At 52.3% G+C, this 19,410-nt stretch carries 18 protein-coding genes; 11 read left to right on the top strand and 7 right to left on the bottom strand.

Translation table 11 applies throughout. From position 1 onward, the window contains the following. Window positions 1–44: 44 nt before the first annotated feature. From J0L72_03370 to J0L72_03360, 3 genes are read right to left on the bottom strand one after another with little or no spacing between them, the layout of a single operon-like run. Complete coding sequence (locus tag J0L72_03370) at window positions 45–1,508, bottom strand: cytochrome c3 family protein (GenBank protein MBN8689815.1); 1,464 nt, start codon at window positions 1,506–1,508, stop codon at window positions 45–47. Between the two features lie 44 nt (window positions 1,509–1,552). Next, on the bottom strand, window positions 1,553–3,211 hold the full coding sequence (locus tag J0L72_03365; GenBank protein ID MBN8689814.1) for a hypothetical protein: 1,659 nt from the start codon (window positions 3,209–3,211) through the stop codon (window positions 1,553–1,555). 17 nt (window positions 3,212–3,228) lie between these two features. Next, complete coding sequence (locus J0L72_03360; protein MBN8689813.1) at window positions 3,229–4,209, bottom strand: hypothetical protein; 981 nt, start codon at window positions 4,207–4,209, stop codon at window positions 3,229–3,231. Window positions 4,210–4,654: 445 nt separating this feature from the next. On the opposite strand from J0L72_03360, the gene J0L72_03355 reads away from it, so the two are divergent. The 4 genes from J0L72_03355 (at window position 4,655) to J0L72_03340 (ending at window position 7,869) form a co-directional block, all read left to right on the top strand. Continuing rightward, the gene (locus tag J0L72_03355) at window positions 4,655–5,296 is read left to right on the top strand and encodes a PEP-CTERM sorting domain-containing protein (GenBank protein MBN8689812.1); all 642 of its coding nucleotides are present in this window, start codon (window positions 4,655–4,657) and stop codon (window positions 5,294–5,296) included. A 101-nt stretch (window positions 5,297–5,397) separates the two neighbouring features. Next, on the top strand, window positions 5,398–7,164 hold the full coding sequence (locus tag J0L72_03350) for an ABC transporter ATP-binding protein (protein MBN8689811.1): 1,767 nt from the start codon (window positions 5,398–5,400) through the stop codon (window positions 7,162–7,164). Between the two features lie 18 nt (window positions 7,165–7,182). After that, window positions 7,183–7,398, top strand: coding sequence for an RNA-binding S4 domain-containing protein (locus J0L72_03345; GenBank protein MBN8689810.1), 216 nt, complete (start codon window positions 7,183–7,185; stop codon window positions 7,396–7,398). A 57-nt stretch (window positions 7,399–7,455) separates the two neighbouring features. After that, window positions 7,456–7,869, top strand: coding sequence for a DinB family protein (locus tag J0L72_03340; protein MBN8689809.1), 414 nt, complete (start codon window positions 7,456–7,458; stop codon window positions 7,867–7,869). A gap of 7 nt (window positions 7,870–7,876) precedes the next feature. On the opposite strand, the gene J0L72_03335 is transcribed toward J0L72_03340, so the two are convergent. Beyond that, window positions 7,877–8,434, bottom strand: coding sequence for a hypothetical protein (locus tag J0L72_03335; protein ID MBN8689808.1), 558 nt, complete (start codon window positions 8,432–8,434; stop codon window positions 7,877–7,879). A gap of 191 nt (window positions 8,435–8,625) precedes the next feature. Between J0L72_03335 and rpsB the strand changes: the two genes are divergently transcribed. Beyond that, the gene (gene rpsB, locus J0L72_03330; GenBank protein MBN8689807.1) at window positions 8,626–9,507 is read left to right on the top strand and encodes a 30S ribosomal protein S2; all 882 of its coding nucleotides are present in this window, start codon (window positions 8,626–8,628) and stop codon (window positions 9,505–9,507) included. Between the two features lie 92 nt (window positions 9,508–9,599). After that, on the top strand, window positions 9,600–10,436 hold the full coding sequence (gene tsf, locus J0L72_03325) for a translation elongation factor Ts (protein ID MBN8689806.1): 837 nt from the start codon (window positions 9,600–9,602) through the stop codon (window positions 10,434–10,436). A gap of 70 nt (window positions 10,437–10,506) precedes the next feature. Here tsf and J0L72_03320 read toward each other — a convergent pair whose 3' ends face one another. Both J0L72_03320 and J0L72_03315 read right to left on the bottom strand, forming a co-directional pair. Then, window positions 10,507–11,502 (bottom strand): PEP-CTERM sorting domain-containing protein, encoded by a 996-nt coding sequence (locus J0L72_03320; protein MBN8689805.1) that lies wholly within the window; start codon window positions 11,500–11,502, stop codon window positions 10,507–10,509. A 123-nt stretch (window positions 11,503–11,625) separates the two neighbouring features. Beyond that, a complete protein-coding gene (locus J0L72_03315) occupies window positions 11,626–13,695 on the bottom strand; it encodes a hypothetical protein (GenBank protein ID MBN8689804.1) in 2,070 nt (689 codons plus the stop codon). 241 nt (window positions 13,696–13,936) lie between these two features. On the opposite strand from J0L72_03315, the gene J0L72_03310 reads away from it, so the two are divergent. The 5 genes from J0L72_03310 (at window position 13,937) to J0L72_03290 (ending at window position 18,104) form a co-directional block, all read left to right on the top strand. Further along, a complete protein-coding gene (locus J0L72_03310) occupies window positions 13,937–15,091 on the top strand; it encodes a hypothetical protein (protein ID MBN8689803.1) in 1,155 nt (384 codons plus the stop codon). Window positions 15,092–15,248: 157 nt separating this feature from the next. Beyond that, complete coding sequence (locus tag J0L72_03305) at window positions 15,249–15,986, top strand: UMP kinase (protein ID MBN8689802.1); 738 nt, start codon at window positions 15,249–15,251, stop codon at window positions 15,984–15,986. Between the two features lie 3 nt (window positions 15,987–15,989). Beyond that, complete coding sequence (gene frr, locus J0L72_03300; protein ID MBN8689801.1) at window positions 15,990–16,544, top strand: ribosome recycling factor; 555 nt, start codon at window positions 15,990–15,992, stop codon at window positions 16,542–16,544. Between the two features lie 63 nt (window positions 16,545–16,607). Then, complete coding sequence (uppS, locus tag J0L72_03295) at window positions 16,608–17,303, top strand: di-trans,poly-cis-decaprenylcistransferase (GenBank protein MBN8689800.1); 696 nt, start codon at window positions 16,608–16,610, stop codon at window positions 17,301–17,303. A 201-nt stretch (window positions 17,304–17,504) separates the two neighbouring features. Continuing rightward, window positions 17,505–18,104 carry a PEP-CTERM sorting domain-containing protein gene (locus J0L72_03290; protein MBN8689799.1) on the top strand — a complete coding sequence of 200 codons (600 nt, stop codon included), beginning with the start codon at window positions 17,505–17,507 and terminating at the stop codon, window positions 18,102–18,104. A gap of 72 nt (window positions 18,105–18,176) precedes the next feature. On the opposite strand, the gene J0L72_03285 is transcribed toward J0L72_03290, so the two are convergent. Beyond that, window positions 18,177–19,307 carry an acyl-CoA dehydrogenase family protein gene (locus J0L72_03285; protein MBN8689798.1) on the bottom strand — a complete coding sequence of 377 codons (1,131 nt, stop codon included), beginning with the start codon at window positions 19,305–19,307 and terminating at the stop codon, window positions 18,177–18,179. Window positions 19,308–19,410 lie beyond the last annotated feature (103 nt).

Genomic DNA, 19,410 nt, shown 5'->3' with positions numbered 1-19,410 from the left:
AGTACTCCCGCCGACCAGGCTGATTCATGCGATGTTAGAGAAGTTTATTTCTCTAATTCAGCCTTTCTTGCTCTCGCAAGATCTTGTTCAATGACCTTCAGCTTTTCATTGAACGATGTCGTCAATGATCGAGAGGCAGAGATTGCTGGAGCGTCAATCGCTTCCATGTTAATGTTTGCGATTGTCAGCAAGTGCCGTGCATAAGGCGCGTTGTGTACGCCATAGCCGCGATCTCGAATGATGAAGTAGTAGTTGTGTCGTGCTCGCTTCAGTTGGATTGGCACTGTGGACTGGTTAGGACCGGTACCTGTTCCGTATTCAGCGGTGATAATGGAAGTGTAGTCCCAGAAGTCGCGGTTGCCATAGTGGGCAAGAGCGTATTCTTCCATGCGGGTTCGCAGTGCAAACAGCTTGTCAACGATGTCGCTCTTTGTTGTGTTAACGCGAGCAGCTGCGTCGGCAGCGGTATGGCAAGGCGAGCAACTCTTGTCGTAGCTTACGGTGAAGCTATGAGTTGAGCTTGGCATGTGGCACTTCGAGCATTGTCCAGGAATCGAGGCGTGTGCCGTATTCGATGGAGTTACTGGACCACCGGCTTCGACGCCGCCCAATCCCATCAACATGTTGTACTGGTTACTATCGTGCATGTTAGGGCGCGATGTTCCAGAGTTCAATGCGCTATCAGCTGGGTTTGCACCACGGCCGTTGTGGCATTGAGCACAGATGTGATCGAATGTGGTTGTCGAAGAGGCAGGTTGACCAGGGCCGATTGGCGTGGTCACGTCATTGAACGTCTTGTGGCGAAGTTGAACTTCATCACCAGTGTCGGTCAAGTTGCCTGTGTTCTTGTGAGGATTGTGGCAAGTTACGCAGTTGGCGGTATGGGGAACCGTATCCAAGGTGCGTTCGCCGATTTCAACGATTACGGAGTTGTTGACGTTGGCGATATCGACTCCGCCTTCGTTCAACTCGGTTCGGAACAATCCGCTGTGGCAGGAGCCACATCGACTATTCTTGCCGTAGGTCGTTGGGTTAACGATCAGGTCCTCTACTGGGTCCACGACGATCTTGCTGTGCTGCGAGAAGTTCCATTGGTCATAGATTGGACCGTGGCACTGGGCGCAAACGACAGGCGAAGTCAGTTTTGGACCGTTGAGGATGTTGGTGCTGGTTGGGTTGGCGGCGTGCTTGCTTCCAGGCCCGTGGCATCGCTCACAATTCACGCCTTTATCAGCGTGCTTTGTGTCTTTCCAGTGCTGGTACACGGACACATCAGCGCGTGCGCCAGATCCGCCGTGACAAGTTCCCGCAACACAACCTTCGGCACCGATGTACGAAGATCCCGCTTGGTCTGCACTCAATAGAGCTAAGAATTGCTGAGATACCGAAGGTAACCCGCCGCCTGAACCAGACGTTGGACCACCCTCGCCACCGCAACTCTGCAACGCTAATAAGCCAGCTGCAACGGGGACGATTGCGATTAATGTAATGAACCACCTAGATTTCATGGTTTTCTCCCTTAGTGAATAATCTTGCTATCTATTCCTTTTGACTAAAATTTCAGCGTGTAGCTAACGCTAACCACTGAAGCTCGGTACCGTGCTGAAGAGTCGATCTTGTCGTCGTATCGCCAAGGTGAAACCACGATTCCGAGCGTTTCAGTCGGTGAAAATGTGTGATTGAATTGACCCGTCAGCTGGGTCATGCGAATGTTGCCGCCGTATTCAAACACTGGATTGTCGTTACGGGCAAACGTATGGTTGAATCCAATGCTCCAGGCGTCCTTTTCGCCCATCGCTTGCGAATATCCCAGCGCGATGCTGGTCCAGGATGGGAAGAAGGAGTCCAGCGACAGACCCGTTTCGCTCACCAAACCTCTTGCGGCTGAAGTCTCGTTCAGCAGTTCGAAGTAAAGATCGGCGCCAGTTGAAACGTTGTAGTTCCCACCGAGCGCGATGGTGTGAGTCTTAATCTCCACGTCTCTGGCTGAGTTCTGGTCGAACCGCAGGCCGTAAGAAGCGTATCCGTTGAATCTGTCGTTTCCGCCGCGGACCGAGACGCTGAACTTGAGGCGATCATCCCAATACAATCCGCGAGAATCGTCTTCGGTTTGGAACGTGGGCTGCTTTTGCAAGTGGTTCCACGACCCTTTGACGGTGTAGCGAAGGCCATTGCCCAAGACGCCGTTTAGTGCTGCCTCCACGTTGTCCCAGGTAGGCACATCGACATAGGTCCGGTCATTGCGGAATCGTTCTGAACTCTTGCGCTGATAACCCAATGTCAGGTTGCCTACCCCCAATGTCTGAGCGAACTTCACCGAAGTGAGGAATCGCTGACGGACGGCGTTGTTTGCCACCATTGGCAAGTCCAAATCATCGCGCCGGACGGTGATGAAGATCGTACTGAGCGGATTAATAGCCCAATCACCACTCAACTTGAGCGACCGAACCTCGCCGACGGGCTTGGCAGGCTGCTCGATGCGGGTGTAGGTCGCGCTTCCTTCGAGGTTGGCAGTTTCGCCAACGGGATGCGCGTAGTTCACTCGAGTGGTGTGAAGAACTGTCTTTGGCAGAACACCCGTACGGTCGTAATGCCGACTGTCGCCGAACTGGACTCCAAGGTTTCCTCCGCTAACGATGGTGTCAACGCCAAAATTGTAGGTTTTGGTTACTGTTCGAGCATCGTCGTATGGAGCGACGTGATCCTTTTGCCTGGACTGCTGTCGATGCTGGAAGTACACGCTGGTGTCTCGGCCAAGCATATAAGTGGCATCAAGCTCGTAGTTGTTTCGGAATCCTCTTTCGGTCAGGACTGGGCTTGGATCGTGGGTCAAGTTTCGGCTCGCGCTGAACTTGATCAATCCTCTACCTTGATCTAGCCTAAGAGTGCCCTCGGCCACTGAATCCCTGTTCAGATCTCCGGCAAGCCGTAACTTGGCAAAGTCCTTTCCAGGGAAGAGCAGTTCGAGGCGACGAATTCCGAGTCCCTTCGATGGGTTTCCGTACTGCAACCACTTTTGGAAGTTGCCGCGGGATGTCCAAGCGGAGTATCCAATTTCAACCAAATGGTTAGTTGGCTTGACTTCCGCAGTCTCTTCAGGTTCTTCTGCTGGAGTTTCGGCAGGTGGTGCTTCTTGAGCCCATGCCAGGCCCATGCACACGACCAATGCGCCAAGAATCGGTAATCGGGTTCGTGTTGATAGAGTTTCCATTTTCTTTGCGCCTCCTTTTATGGTTGTAAGAATTTGTCGTCGGTCTGGCTTCCGTGTGGAGCAACGTGGCATCCAGCGGTCCAGCAAGTTCGGCCAGGATAGTGAGCGGCCAACTTTTCGGTATGGCATTGGGCACACATCCCGCGAGAGAATGAGGACAACAGGTTTGGATTGTTCGAGCCGTGAGGTCGATGGCATTCGCCGCAACCGTCACCAGTTCCCATGGAAACCGGATCGTGTTCGAATACGAATGGACCTGCTTGCTCTCGGTGGCAAGTGACGCAAGCCGACTTATCCGTTTCCACTCTTCCCTTCATCGTCTTGGATGGATGCGCGTCGTGGCAACTGCTACAAAGCATTTGCCCTTCTGGCACTGGATGGTGGCTGGTCAATCGGAACTGGGCCAATTGCGGCGCGTGGCATTGTCCACAAAGCTTCGCTTCAGAGGCCTTTAACAGCCCGTGGCTCGACTTCGTGGCGATCTTTGTTACGTCGGCCGGATTACTCGCGGCGCTAGTGCGAACGTCGCCCTTTTCAGGTGTTGGCGAGGAATCTGGGTGAATTTGGTGGCAGGAAACGCAAGAAAGGCCAGCTTTGGCGTGGCCTGATTGTTTCCAGTGAGCGTCACTCAGCGTTGCGTCGTGACATCTGAGACAGGCGGCGGAAGAGTCCTTTGCGTTCCACTTTTTAAAGGCAACGACGTCAGGATTGTCTTCCGACTGGTGAATCCCGCCTGCGCCATGACATCCTTCGCAACCCTGCTGATTCAGAGGGAGCTTCGAATTCTTCATCGGAGCGGCGTGGAGCGAACTAGGAAAAGCAGTGCTCTTATCTGGATGGCAATCGGCACAGGCCGCATCACCCAAGAAATCATCGGCGGTTGCCCGAGCAAAAAGCTGCTCGGCCCTTGACGTCGGAGTTCTGTTTGGGTCAGCCGCGAATGCACCGAAAACAAGAGATCCGATCCCTAGTGCTAAAAGAAGTAGATGGTATTTCATCCTGATCTCCAACTTGCAACTGTCCACTGTTCAAAACAAGGCAGTTTCGAATTAGTGCATTTCTAATTATGCGTGGCATTTTTGATGTTGTCAGGAGAAATTGAGTCTAGAGATGAGTTTTCAAAAAAATCAATAAATTCGATTTTGTAAAGCTTTACTATTTGATAATCCTCAGGTTCAAATTCATGAAACAAACTGCACTTTTTAGAAAAGTTACGACTTTGTAACTATTCAAAATTGTACGGTTTTAGGGCGAGGGCCTCGGAAGATCAGGGGCAGAACCTCACTGCGAAAAATACTTGGATTTTGCGGTTCGCCTAACAAAATCCGGCAAATTCGAGCATAATTGTGCAATTGCGCGCTGTTTGGCTGAACAAAGTTTTGCAGCGGCGCATTGAATGCAGTTCTTTTTTCAAAGAAATTGATAGGATAGGAACGAAATCATATGCGAATCATAACCCCTGCCTTAGTCGTTGCCGCAGTCGCCCTTGGCGCTGCCGCGAATGCAACGACCCAACTGAAGTTCACTGGCATGCAGTTGGCCAACGCCAATTCAGCAACCATCAAGGTGATGCCAAAGGCACCAGTCAACGTCAAGGTTGGCGCACTGCTTTTCACCAATGGTTCAGCGACCCTCAAAACCTACTGCGCAGACGCCACAAGCTTCTTGGATCACTCTTTCCACGGCTACAGCTCATTGACCCTCAGCCAGAACGGTAACACCAACCAGGCGAAGGCTGCTCGAATCATTGCCAAGTACTTCGATACAGCCACTTCGAAGGATCAACAAGCTGGTCTGCAATTGGCAATCTGGTCGGCACTTTACAATGGCGGCACCGCATTCAGCGCTGTTGGCCCAACCTTCAAGGCTTGGAACGTCAATTCCAGCTCGCTCAACTACGCTGCTCAGTACTTTGGCGCAGCAAACCAAGGCGCAAGCTTGAACAAGGTTGTGACCTTCTACCAGACTTCTGCTCAAGGCGGACAGTCGCAGCTGACCGTCAGCACGGTTCCAGAACCAATGAGCATGGCCGCTCTCGGCCTCGGCTTGGTTGGCTTGGTCCGACGACGACGAAACGCTCGATAATCTAGATTCGATTATCATCCTTTGGAGCGCGAGCATCGGTTGCTCGCGCTCCTTTTTGATGCTTTCTATCGGCACAGCAGCGCTAGTGCCAAAATGTGCGAATGGATTCTGGCCTCCCCCGATTGTGGAAATACGCGTCTAGGCACCGGCCCAAGGTCGTGCTGGCGACGATTTACACCACACTCGGCAAGGTGATGGACGTTGCTCCCGAGATTCTGATCGGCGTCGTTATCGATGTGATCGTCCGAGGGAAAGAGTCCTTTGTCGCCACTCAGTTCGGAATCGCAGACCGGTGGCAGCAGCTCCTCATTTTGGCGGCAATCAATGCGGTCGTCTGGATCCTAGAATCGACCTTCGGCTATCTGAGCACCCTCGCCTGGCGAGACATCAGCCAGACATTGCAGCACGAGATACGCACGGAACTGTACGACCATGTTCAGCACCTTGAGGTCGCGTACTTCGAGGACGCGACGAGCGGTGGGTTGATGGCAGTCCTGAATGACGACATTAACCAGCTAGAGCGGTTTCTCGACGGAGGCGCGGCGAGCATCATCGAGCTTTTCTGGAACATCATCCTCGTCGGCGCAGTTTTCGCGGTGAACTCACTGATCCTCACTCTCTGCGCGTTCATCCCGATTCCGATCATCGTCACCGGTTCTGTCCTTTACCAAAAGAAGTTATTGCCGCTTTATTCTCGTGTCCGAGAGGCGGTCTCCGAACTGAGTGCGACTCTCAGCACAAATCTTGGCGGCATCACTACTATCAAGGCTTTTACCGCCGAAGACCGCGAAACCAGACGACTCACTCAAGTCAGCGAAGATTATCTTCAAGCGAACCGAGACGCTATCAAGTTCAGTTCGGCGTTTGTGCCCCTGATCCGAATGGTGATCCTCTCGGGATTCACCTGCACGCTGGTCATCGGAGGTTGGCTTGTGCTGAATGGTCGGCTTCAAGTTGGCTCGTATTCGGTGCTGGTGTTCATGACCCAGAGATTGCTTTGGCCGATGACGCGGCTAGGGGAAACCCTTGACCAATATCAACGCGCGATGGCTTCCACGCGCCGGATTTTTGGACTCATGGACGTGCAACCTTCGATGGTTTCGGGAACGATGGCTCTTCCCTTGCCTGTTCGTGGTGCGCTCGCCTTCCAGGATGTGTCGTTCAATTATTCGGACGGCAAGCCGATCCTGAGTGAAATCAATCTCACCGTACCAGCCGGCGAAACCCACGCCATTGTTGGACCAACCGGGGCTGGCAAGTCCACCATTCTGCGACTACTTCTGAGGTTTTACGATCCCGTCATTGGAACGGTCACTCTTGACGGAGTGGACGTGCGGCAGATATCGAACTCCAGTTTGCGGGGCGCGATGGGCTATGTCAGTCAAGATGTTTTTCTGTTTCACGGCACCGTCCACGAGAACATCGCTTACGGTCGGCCGGATGCCAGTCTGGAGCAGGTACAGGAGGCAGCAAAGCTAGCCGAAGCTCATGATTTCATCACGCAATTGCCACATGGATACGATACGGTAGTTGGAGAGCGCGGGCAAAAGCTCAGTGGAGGACAACGCCAACGGCTCTCCCTCGCCCGGGCGATTTTGCGCGATCCAGCGTTGCTGATTCTCGACGAAGCCACATCGGCTGTGGACAACGAAACCGAGGCGGCGATTCAGCGATCTTTGGCGATCGTCACCAAGGACCGAACTTCCATCGTGATCGCTCACAGATTGAGCACCATCCGCCACGCAGACCGAATCTGGGTGCTTGAGTCAGGAAAGCTAATCGAATCTGGCAAACACGACGAACTTGTCGGAAGGGGCGGGCTTTATGCGGCGCTTTGGCGAGTTCAGACTGGCGAGGCAAATGGATAAACTATCCCAGTCGAACTCATGTCAACTCAAAAACCTTTTCAACTTCGCGGCGAGTACATCACCCTGGGCCAACTTCTAAAGGCGATTGGCGCCGTAGACCGCGGCTCCGACGTCAAGGAACTTCTCTACGACTTCGAGTTCTTTGTAAACGGGGAGCCTGAAAACCGGCGTGGCAGAAAGTTGCGGGCTGGCGATGTCGTTTCCACCCCCGATGGCGAATTCAAAATTGAGTAAATTCCGAGTAAGGAAGTCAAACCAAGGGCAATTTCAGTCTTTCAGAGCGCTGTCCATTTGATCTCGAAGGATCTGGAGGCACTACCAGAATCGGCCTTTACTCAAAAGTTCGGACCGAAAACGCGCACCGTCGCAGACATCATTTTTGAGATCAATTTGGTCAATGATCACATCGGGATGATGGTCCGCGGCGAAGAACCTTTTGAATGGCCTGAAAGCGGCTGGATTTGCGCTCCGGAGGATTTCGCATCGAAGCAAGTTGTCATCGATGCCTTCATGAAGTCTTCTGGCAAGATTCTGGAAACCATCGAATCGATGTCAGAAGAGGAAATCTGCGGGACAATCACCACCGAGCGCGGGGAGACCACTCGGTATGAGCGGTTCCAGTTCATGGCGATGCACATGTGGTACCACAGCGGCCAGTTTAACTACATCCAGACTCTGCTCGGCGACGACGACTGGCATTGGTGACCGCAGGCTAGAGCCTGACCTTTTGGGTTGATACTTGGCGATAGTCGTTTGCGGGATCATTGGTGAATCTCAGTGTAGTGAAGATCGCCGTTTTTTGATCCTCTGCAAATTCGGACTTCGTGATGTAATCGTAGTATAGGAGCAACTTGAGGTTCATCGCTCTTGTATCGAGTACGTACCCACAGTCTCGCCGTAGTCGTTCGCCCTCCCGGATCATCGGTCCTGCAACGAGTAGCAGTTTGGATTCATCCTTGCTCCACGCGTCGAACCGCCATGTGCCTTCCGGGTCGAACGACTTCGCGTACTGATACGCGCCATCTTTCAGTTGAAACAAGCGGAGCACGTACGACCCTTCCATCATGTCGATATCCGGTTGTTGGTAAGTGCCGTTTAGCGGTTTGTTCTTGCGACCTAGTCCCAATACAACCCACCGACCAGACGGCGAAACTGTCGCCGAAATCGCCATATAGGGCTCCAAAACTATCGGCAAAGCAAAGGAGTTGTCACCGCGCATCACACGGCACCATGCGGGAGACTCGAACAGCGCGCTTGTTCGAACTGACAATGGCATCTCAACTGGAGCAGCTGCCAACGCAATCAAAGCTAACCCAAGCATGAAGCAAGAATACACTGCTTTTAGGTTCTAATCGGGTACAATCAGGCCTATCTCACACGGCTCGGTTCGCGTTGGGTGTTGCCTGATTGGGCGACGTACGCGGAAAACCAAACCGAGACCGGAGGAAAAACCCTAAATCAATGGCACAACTAAGCATGAAGGAGCTCTTGGAAGCAGGAGTTCATTTTGGTCACCCAACACGAAAGTGGAACCCAAAAATGCGCCGATATATCTACGGCGCACGCAACGGAATCTACATTCTCGACCTTCACCAAACGATCAAGCTGTTTGAAGATGCGCTCGAATATGTCAAGCGCAAAGTCGAAGACGGCGGCAGCGTTCTGTTTGTCGGCACAAAGAAGCAAGCTCAGGCAGCAGTGAAGGAATCCGCTCTCCGATGCGGACAGTACTTTGTTTGCGAGCGATGGCTCGGCGGCATGCTCACCAACTGGAAGACCATGACGGCACGAATCAATCGATTGAAAGAACTCGATCGAATGGTTGCTGACGGTTACATGGAGCGACTTCCAAAGAAGGAGCAACTCAAGCGCATGGAAGAGCGCGAAAAGCTCAACCGATACCTTGAAGGGATTCGAAATCTGCAAGGCTTGCCAAGCGTGATGGTTGTCGTCGACGTCAACAAGGAAAGCATTGCTGTAGCCGAAGCACGCAAGCTGGGTATCCCAGTCGTCGCCATCGTCGATACCAACAGCGATCCAGACCTCGCTGATGTCGTGATTCCAGGAAACGATGACGCGATCCGCGCCATCCGACTCGTTATCGGTAAATTCAGCGAAGTGATCCTCGAGGCTCGCCCGATCAGCGACGCAATCATCGGCGAAGGCGATGTGATCATGACCGAAGACGAAGAAGGCGCAGCCATCCCAGTCGACGAAGAATTGATGCGAGCGTTCGCAGTCGAAGACGATACGCCAATCACAGTGGCCGCTTCAGCACCTGCAGTTGAAGCAACACCGGAAGCCGTTGTAACCGAAGAAAAGCCAGCCGAAGCAGGCGAATAACACTAAATTCTCTTTGGCAGACCAGACAAAACATTCCGTTTGGTCTGCCAAGGAACGACTTACTCAAACTTAAACAAAGGAGCAATACAAAAATGTCATTTACAGCCGCAGATGTCAAGCGACTTCGCGAAGAAACCGACGCCCCAATGATGGAGTGCAATGCCGCTCTGAAAGAAGCGAACGGCGACTACGACCGCGCAAAGGAGATTTTGCGAGAGAAAGGCAAAGCCGCTGCCGCAAAGCGCAGCGATCGATCCACCGCAGCTGGCCTCGTTGCTTTGGCCACAAAGCCAGGAAAGGTTGCTGGTGTTGTGGTTGAATGCGAAACCGACTTCGTGAGCGGCAACGCTGACTTCCAAGCATCGGTTCAAGCCATGGCTGACTCCGTTCTCGCAAATCTTGGCGCAGGAGCTACCTTGGACCAAGCGCTCGCCATCACCGTCAATGGCCATAGCCTCAAGGACGAAGTCGAAGCTTTGGTGGGCAAGATTCGAGAGAACATCGTTCTCAAGAAGGTGCTCGTTCTCGAAGGTGCACAGTACGGCTACTACCTGCACCACACCAAGGATAAAGCTGCGATCGTCACGTTCGACGGTGGCAACGACGGTTCGGAACCAGTAGCGAAGGATCTCGCGATGCAGGTCGTCTCTTTGACACCAGCTGTCTTGAGCAAGGACAATCTCTCACAGGAGATGCTGGACAAGGAAATGAAGATCGAAATCGACCGCGCTCTTCAAGAAGGCAAGCCTGAAGAGATGGCCAAGAAGATCGCAGAAGGCCGCGTTAACAAGGAATTCGTGAAGTCAGTTGTTCTCATGGAACAACCGTTCTTCAAGGATGGCAGCATCAACGTCAGCCAGCACGTCGCGAACAATGGCGGCGGCATGAAGGTCCTGGCGTTTGACCGATTGTTCGTCGGACAAGAATAATTCCGGTCTTACTGGCAAACAAAAGTGGTGGCACTGTTTTCAGTGCCACCACTTTTTTGTTCACAGATGCTCAGGAAACTTTCTTGCGGCGCTTTTTCAAGATGAGTCCAGCAAGGCCGACTCCGAGTGCGAGAAACTCTGCTGGCTCGGGAGCGATCACATTCGCTGGAACATAGGCGGAAACGGCTGGGTTATATCCTGCGCTTGGCGCTGTCATCACGTGACTGTCGTTAAAGAGTGGGGATGAGAAAAGATCAAATCTTGTGATTCGAGTTTTGGTCGTATCCGTCGTGTCCTGGCCAACGAGCCAAAAGCCGCTGTGTCCACCAACAAAGGCTGGCATGCCAACTGCGGTAGAGAACGCAAGGGTGTTGTAATTGTAACTTGTAAAAGTCGTATTGATATTCTGGCCGGTACTCTGAACATCGCTATATCCACCGAGCAAACTTCCCCCTGACAAATAGGTGAACAAGACCCCAACTTTCCCGTTTACAGGATTCACTGTGATACCTGCTTTCCCTAGAGTGGTTCCCGCTCCAACAGTGAGCGAAGTGTTCGTGACCGCGCCAAAAGTTAACGTAGTTAAGTCGAACGTCTGATACTGAATTTGATTGGATGCGTTTATTCCGAATACATGTAAATAGTTACCGTAGACGCAAGTAGTCATTCCAGTGATCGTATTACTAAACAAGTATGAAGTCGCGCTACCACTCGCTAGATTTACTCTACGCAGTACCGATGAAGTTATCTGAAAAACATTTGTACTTGTGATATCAATGGACTTTGCCGATGCCGTGCCATTGTAAATTCCATAGAGTTCGCCAGTGCTGTAATAATTTGCCCTGATGCCGGAACCAGCAGCGGATCCTGAGTAGGCGATACCATTGGCAGAAGTTGCTGCGATCATCGGCACGGATGCAGTCGAATAGCTTCCGAGCGCTACTCGATTCAAAGGATCGTACCGATAAACTCTGCCTTCTTGACTGGGTAGCAACAGCATATCGAACGACGCACTGCTTGCAGCCGCCACGGCTAACGCACTAAATATCAAAAGATTTCGTAACATAAGATCCCTCTGCCAACTATTGGTCACACCGGCTTGGTCTTCGAAACAAAACTTCGAAGACCAAGCCCTAAGAATTATACAGGAGCTTTAACCATCGGGAGCCAGTATTTTTACGAGCAGTGCTTACAATGCCAAGTCGCGTGGATTGAATTCAAACACTGCCGAGCCACCTGGAATTCCGTTCCCTGTAGGCAAAGTTGAGGAATATCCTGCTTCACCATCAAGGGCTTTGCTGTTGGCTGTCGCCTTGACCGAATCGAGCACAGTTAGCGTGAACGGTCCTCCCCTGAGCGGTTTTGCAAACGCCAGCGTTGCCGTGTTTGTCGTGCTCGAATAGCTGTAAACGAATGGAATCGATTCGCCCGTTTGCTTGTCAACCACCCTAAACGACTTTGCTGTTGCCGTTACCGCGGTGTGGAAAGTCACCTTAAATTGGGATATCGACTTCACAGTCGAATTCGGCGCGGGGGTCACTTCCACAATGCTCGGCCCGCCAGCAACAAAGGTCGTACTCGCTACATTGCTCGAAAGCACCCAAGCGTCTTCGTCGAAGGTGCAAGCGGTTGCTGGTCCCGTTAGAGGGATCACAAAGTTCTGAGTTCGAGCGTTGTTGAACACGGACTTCTGTTGTTTAACTCCCCCCACCGTCGGGCGGATGTCGATTGGCATGATGGTCGGCGCTGAACTTGCCGCCTGCAAGTGGTTGATGTAAACCAGGAGATAGTTCTTGCCGTTGCTGGTTGTAGTTTGCCAAGCCCACCTGTAGTCGGGCACTTCTTTGCCATACACGGCGCGGTTGAAAAACCAGCTCAGATCTCGCCCATAAACCTGCTCGCAGATCGCGATGAAATCGTCGGTGACGGCAGATTGATAGCTGTACGCATTTCGGTAAGCGCTCAAAATTTGGAAGAATTTTGTATCGCCGACAATGTGTCGCAATTGGTGCAATGTCCAGGCACCCTTCCGATAGGTGTAAGTTGAACTGAAGATTCGGTTCGGATCGGTGATGTTGTAGCAATACACCGAATCCGCGAAAGCAGCCGGCTTTCGGCTCGCCATTGCATTCTTATAGGCGGTGAAAGTTCCGCCTGATTTTCGCTCACTCCACAGCGCTTCCGTATAAGTCGCGAATCCTTCGTTCAGCCAAATGTCGTGCCATGTTCCGCAGGTGATCATGTCTCCCCACCATTGATGTCCGAGTTCGTGGGCGTTGACCGATTCGTTAAAGGTGCCCATGCCAGTACAGGTCTGGTGCTCCATTCCGCCACCATAAGTGAACTGATAGATGCCGTACTTTTCGTTCTTGAATGGGTACTCACCGTAGATGATGCCCAGAGTGCTAAGCATCGTCACGCAGGTCTGCCACGCATTTCGGTTCGTCGTGGTGTCGTTGTCGGGCCAAATCCAGAATTGAACTGGCATCGTTCCCGTGCTGTGCGTGTAGTTTGCGGTCCAAGTGTTATAGTTCGACACCGCGATGCTTGCCAAATACGGAGACATTGGATAACTGGTTCGCCAGCGATACCGGAGTTTGTTCCCCGCCACGACATCGGTGCCCAAAAGAACGCCGTTGGAGACCGCCTTCAAGGTGTTGGCACAAGTGACATTGATATCGAATGTAGCCTTGTCGGTGTTGTCGTCCTTATTCGGCCACCAACTGTAGCTGTACCAAGGTTCGCTAAGAGTCTCGAAATAGACCCCTCCACTGGCCCGCGTTCCGTAGAAAATTGAACCGAACGGGGCAGAGACTGCATTGCCTGAATACGAGATAAAGAGGTTGAACTGCTCGTTCATGACGTACGGGCGATCAAAATTCGCTCGAACCGTGCTGGAATCGATTCTGGTGTAGCTGATTGTTCGCCCGTCGAGGGTCATCGAGCCGATCGCGAAGGTGTTGCTCAAGCGAAAAGTGAACTCGGTTAGGTTGTTCCCTTTGGAGACCGCGGTGATCGTGTTGTCACCTGAAATTGCGTTGGTTGGAGGCGCGACCGAGATGTTGAGTGTGTTCTTCAATACATCTGTATCCGCCGGAACGTCGCGTCGATGAGCTGCGACTAGGTTCGGCAGATAGCCATGGTAGAACGCGCCCTGGAGCGAACGAGCGTGACCACAGCTTTCGATTGAACCGGATTCGGTTATGGCAAACCCAATACCTGTAACGACGAGAGACAGCGCGCTGAGAAAAAATTTCATGAAAAATCCAGAGGAGTAAAATGCGCCCCAACAAGGTTGGACGGAATAAACGGACTCTAAAGTTCTGATTCGGAGTCCGTGTAAATTCTACGAGAATTGACGACAGCGGCACTGATTCACCCCTAGAGACAGCGCCCATTTTGATTCGAGTTTCGGCCAACTTTCCCTATTTACGGTTTCCTTACGGAAGATTTCTATGATTCAGACTATCACTCGCAGGTTTTGCGAGGAGGAATCTAAAATGGTTACGAAAACAGCAAAATTGTTGACAGTCGCAGCTCTCGCGATTGGAGTGTCTGAAGCTACCCTCGCTCAAAGCGTGGTATCGCTCGTCCAGGCGAGCATCGTTTCGCAGCAGAATCAGGAAAACGATCAAGGTCCAAGAATTCTTAAAGGTGTCCTAAGGAACGTGGTGTTCGGAAGTTCAGCGAACATCACGATGGAAATCAACAATCACCAAAAGACATTTGTGGTGAACGACGCTACGAAGTACTCGATTTCGGGCAGTACGCAGAATCTGACCGCTGTCGCACAGAAATGTACGAATGCAGAAATCCATGTGCTCGTGACAAAGGCACAAGTTGGCACCCTCACCAACCAAATTTGGGACAGTTCGTCGTGGACCACTTATCTGAACCGTCACCAAGGCACGATGAATGGGACCGTGAAGTACTTTGGAGCGAAATTGCTTCAACTAGGCGATTACAACTTCACTATCAACAACAACACAAAGTTTGTACTCGCAGGCAAGGAAGTGCCTCGGGCGAAGCTCAAAGGCAAGACAACGTTGTGGGTGACCGGCGATGTGAAGAACGATGAAGCAGTTGCAAAGGTAATTGCGGACACGAGCGCAGGAGCAGGAGCCCAGACTTCAGGGGGCAACACTCGACCAGAGAGCGTTGGCACCGGTCGACCAACAAGTTCAAACAACAGCCGCCCGGATAGCGCAGGAACCGTCGCAGGTGCATCGGCAGCCAGCAATGCTCAGGCGCAACGCGGCTATCTGGTCAAGATTAAGTTCAAGATTTTGAACTCGAGCGACATGCCAAAGGGTGTCGTTGGGGATGCTGTAACCAGTGCCGCAAATGCAGTGTATTACAACGATGGCAAGCTGGAATGTTATGGAGAACTTAGCTTTAACGGCATCAAATGGTGGTCCCTCAATGACACCAATGCAGAGCGACTCAAAGCAAATGAGTACCTTGTTTGCAAGCCCAAGCAAAATGCCTCGTACGCCAAAAATGGCGGGTTTGTTGTAAAGTCGCCCGTACTGAAACTAACCGGTTCGATCATGGATGAAGACAAGCTGTCAAAGCCCGACACAATCTTCACCGTTAACCAATCAATCACGCTGAGTGAGCTGGCAGGCAAATCACCGAAATTGTACGAGTCATAGGAACATCTTGCCTTCATGTACGTTGAAGTCAAAGCTCTCTGAATTCTCCGGCCGCTGTTTATCTGGAGTACAGATTGGCTACTTCGCCCAGTGAACCTTTCACTGGGCGTCTTTCTGCATCGCGCATTGCCAACGGTATCGGCTAAAATTAAGGTTCATGGAATCCAGCGCAAATCCTTCCCCGCGGTTTAAACGTGTCCTACTCAAAGTGAGCGGTGAGGCACTTGCAGGACAACTCGGGTTTGGGCTAGATGCCACAACTCTCAACTACATCGCTGCCGAAATCGCTAAGGTCCATCAGGCAGGAGTTGATGTTGCGGTGGTCGTGGGCGGAGGAAACTTCATCCGAGGAGACGCCTTTTCGACTCAAGGAGGATTTGACCGGAGTACCGCTGACCAGATGGGCATGATGGGAACCGTCATCAACGGTCTTGCATTGCAAGCGGCGATCGAAAAGCATGGCATTGCCGTTCGCGTCCAAAGCGCGATCACCGTTAGCCAGGTTGCAGAGAGTTTCATTGTGCGAAGAGCGCGGCGACACCTTGAAAAGGGCCGAGTCGTTGTATTTGCCGCAGGGACTGGTAACCCTTATTTCACCACCGATACAGCCGGAGTGCTGCGAGCCTTGGAAATCAAAGCAGATGTCCTGATCAAGGCCACAAAGGTAGACGGCGTGTACGACAAGGATCCGAAGAAGCACGACGACGCCGTCCGGTACGACAAACTCGGGTTCGGAGAGGTCCTCGCCAAGAGGCTAGCGGTAATGGATCAAACCGCATTTACGATGTGCCAGGAACATAAGCTACCGGTGATCGTGTTAGACTTAAATCAGAAGGACGCCATGGTTCAAGCGGTGTGCGGAAGTCCCGTGGGAACCCTGGTAGAAGGAGACTAAAACATGGATGCACTTATTGAAGATGCCGAAAGGCGTATGAAGAGCGCGATTGACGCGATGCTGCACGACTTTGCGACTTACCGAACTGGGCGGGCCTCACCGGCGATCCTCGACCGAGTTCACGTGGACTATTACGGCACCGAGACGCCGATTAACCAAGTCGCCAACGTTTCCATTCCCGATGCGCGCACAATCGCGATTCAACCTTGGGAACGAAACATGGTGGCCGTCATCGAAAAAGCACTGCTAAAGAGCGACCTCGGTATCAACCCGACCAACGATGGCACCGTCATTCGACTGGTGATGCCCATGATGTCCGAAGAGCGACGCCGAGATTTGGCAAAGCAAGTCAGCGCGCGAGCCGAGCAGGCGATCATCGCGATCCGAAACGTTCGGCGAGATGCGATTCATCACGAACAAGCCAAGCTTAAGGCCAAGGAAATTAACGAAGACGAACTCAAGTCTTTCGAAAACAAAATTCAGAAGTCCACCGACAAGTTCGTGGAAGAAGCTCACACTCTCCAAAAGAAGAAAGAAGCTGAGCTGATGGAAGTCTAATCGCGGACACAAGTGGCGATTCGCAGCATGAACAAAGTTCAGGAACACGCGGTCCAGTCAGGTATTGATCTGGACCGCCTCCCTGCGCACATCGCCATGATCATGGACGGCAACGGCCGCTTTGCCCAGTCGCAAGGCTTCACCAGGCTTTGGGGGCATCGAAAGGGGTACAAGACCCTCCGATCGGTCTTGATGGATTCAAGCGAACTCGGGATCAAGTTCCTCACCGTATACGCCTTCTCTGCCGAAAACTGGAAGCGACCCAAAGATGAAGTTGACGGCCTGATGGAGCTGATCGAGCGCTCCATGCGCGACGAGATTCCGACCATGTTGCGCAACAACGTTCGCATGCGCGTGACGGGCCGGCAATCCGATCTTCCGGATTCCTTACAAGATGCCATCCGGCTCGCGACCGAAACTACCGCTCAAAACACTGGAATCACTTTCGTTTTGGCGGTGAATTATGGCGGTCGCGCCGAGATCGTCGATGCTTGCAAGTCGCTGGTGAGCGAAGGGCTGTCGGCGGATCAGATCACCGAAGAAGCGATTCGTAGCCGGATGTACACTCCAGAAATTCCTGATCCAGACCTGATTGTCCGTACTGCGGGAGAGATGCGATGGAGCAACTTCTTGCTGTATCAAGGTGCTTACAGTGAGTTGTTCGTGACCGATACGACCTGGCCAGAGTTCGGCCTTGAGCAATTACTCCGAGCCGTCAAGACTTTTCAAACACGGCGAAGAAAATTTGGCGGTCTCTGAAATAATGTTAATCGTTTCGTGAAATTTTGGCGCGATTTGTTTTGCAAGCACCTTCCCCCAAGCAATAGTACGGGATTTCGGCTAATTCGACGTTAAACTCACAGTTTTGAACCTTATTTCGCCTTGTTTCAGGCCGACTTTGGGATACAGTACCTCTTGTAGTTCGACGAACTACTTTTTTGCAATTTATTACGAGAGGATATGATGAAAATCGCTTTTAGCATCGCCCTTGGATCGGTTCTCGCTGGTTCTGCTTTTGCAGGCACCATTGCGTCGTTCGCAGATCCAACTTCTTCTGCTTCGCAGTCGATGTTTGTTTTTAACACCACGACCAACGTTTTGACAGGTAGCTACACCGGCACTGGTCTCACCGTTTTGACCCCAGGTCTCATCGGCGGCGGTTCAGTTTCGAACGCTAAGTTCACGACTTCGGCCATCGGATTCACCGCAATCCCAGGATCATCGTTCTACACTGGCGGTGCAGGCCAAGTTCGATTCTACACCGACGATGTCAACAACCCGTTCATGGTGATCGACTTCACTGGTGCAACCTTGTTCAGCCCGATCGTTTTCGGTGCGAGCGAGTTCACTGGTGCATCGACCGTCAACATCTCTGGTCCAAACGTTCCTGGCGGACTTTCGGGCGAACAGTTCTCGTTCTCGCTGGCTAACCCAGTTGCAAACGGAAACATGATCTCCTACACCTCTTCGTTCACCAGCTCGGCAGTGCCTGAGCCAGCAACGATGACCGCACTTGGTCTCGGCGTTGCTGCTTTGATTCGACGACGAAAGAAGAGCTAATCTAAGCCTTAAGTCACAAACAAAGCCGGTCCGAGTTTCGGACCGGCTTTGTTGTTTGTTGCTAGAGTAGATTCAGCGCAATACGGTCTTGCTGATAACCATGCGTTGGATTTCGCTGCAGCCTTCGCCGATTTCGGTGAGCTTGGCATCTCGCCACAACTTCTCGACCAAGAACTCGAAGGTCATTCCGCGGCCGCCGTGGATCTGGATGGCGCGATTGGTGGCCCGCATAGCGGTTTCGCTTGCGTAGAGCTTAGCCATGGACGAAGCGCGCACCACGTTCATGCCCTTGTCATACATCGTCGCGCCCTTGTGAAGCAGCAATCGAGCGGCTTCAATCTCCATTTCGCTATCCGCGATCATGTTCTGTACGGACTGCATGTCGCAAAGTCGGCGATTAAACTGCTCACGGGACTTGGAGTATTCCACCGACAGCTCGTGTGCCTTTTCAGCGATTCCGACAGCCATAGCTGCGATGCCGAGGCGACCACGATAAAGTAGACCGATTGCTTGTTCAAAGGTGCATGGCGTGTGCCAGCCGACCGCATTGGTCATCTTGAAGTGAACGGTGTTGCTTGCGCGAACCCCGATTGTGTGAATTCGGTTCACCAGTTCCCAACCAGGTTGCGGTTTTTCCAGAAGGAATGCGCTCTTGCCATCAGCACTGATCGACGGATCGACGTTAGCGGCGATGATGATCAGGTCAGCCGCACCGCCGTTGGTGATGAACATCTTTTCGCCGTTCAAGTGGAACTTGCCAGGCTCGCCATCGATTGGAGTCGCGGCCGTCTTGACTCGACGAGCGTCCGATCCAGCATCTGGTTCGGTCAAACCCCAAGCGAGCTTGATATCGCCAGAGATGATCCCCGGGAGGTACTTTTCCTTTTGCTCCTTGGTGCCGAAGGTCTCGATATGTGCCGTGCAAAGAGCGTTGATCGCCGCGACGTTCATACTGAGCGCAGGATCGCCCTTTGCAAGTTCTCGACAGGCCTCAACGTAGGCTTTGCAGGAATAGCCTCGGCCGCCGACTTCCTTCGACAGCGTCATGGACAGGAGGCCTAAATCGCCGAGTTTCTTCCAAATCTCGTTGGGGAAAGCGGTGTTCTCTTCCCATTTTCGGGTGTTGGGCAGGACTTCGCTTTGGACAAAGTTGCGGACAGAATCGATAAACTTTGCTTCTTCTTGATCAAGTTCAAAAATCATAAGGGTCTCTTCGTCGGGACACTCAGTGCTTGAGTCGAACTCCTATTGTACTAGGTTCAAGCGACTCGGCGGCGAGGGATGTGATAAAACAAATCCGCCCCTA

This window comes from Armatimonadota bacterium (genome assembly GCA_017303935.1).
In the GTDB taxonomy this organism is placed as follows: Bacteria; Armatimonadota; Fimbriimonadia; order Fimbriimonadales; family Fimbriimonadaceae; genus JAFLBD01.
The sequence above is the reverse complement of the archived record's forward strand: the minus strand, read 5'-3'. Positions and strand labels throughout refer to the sequence as shown.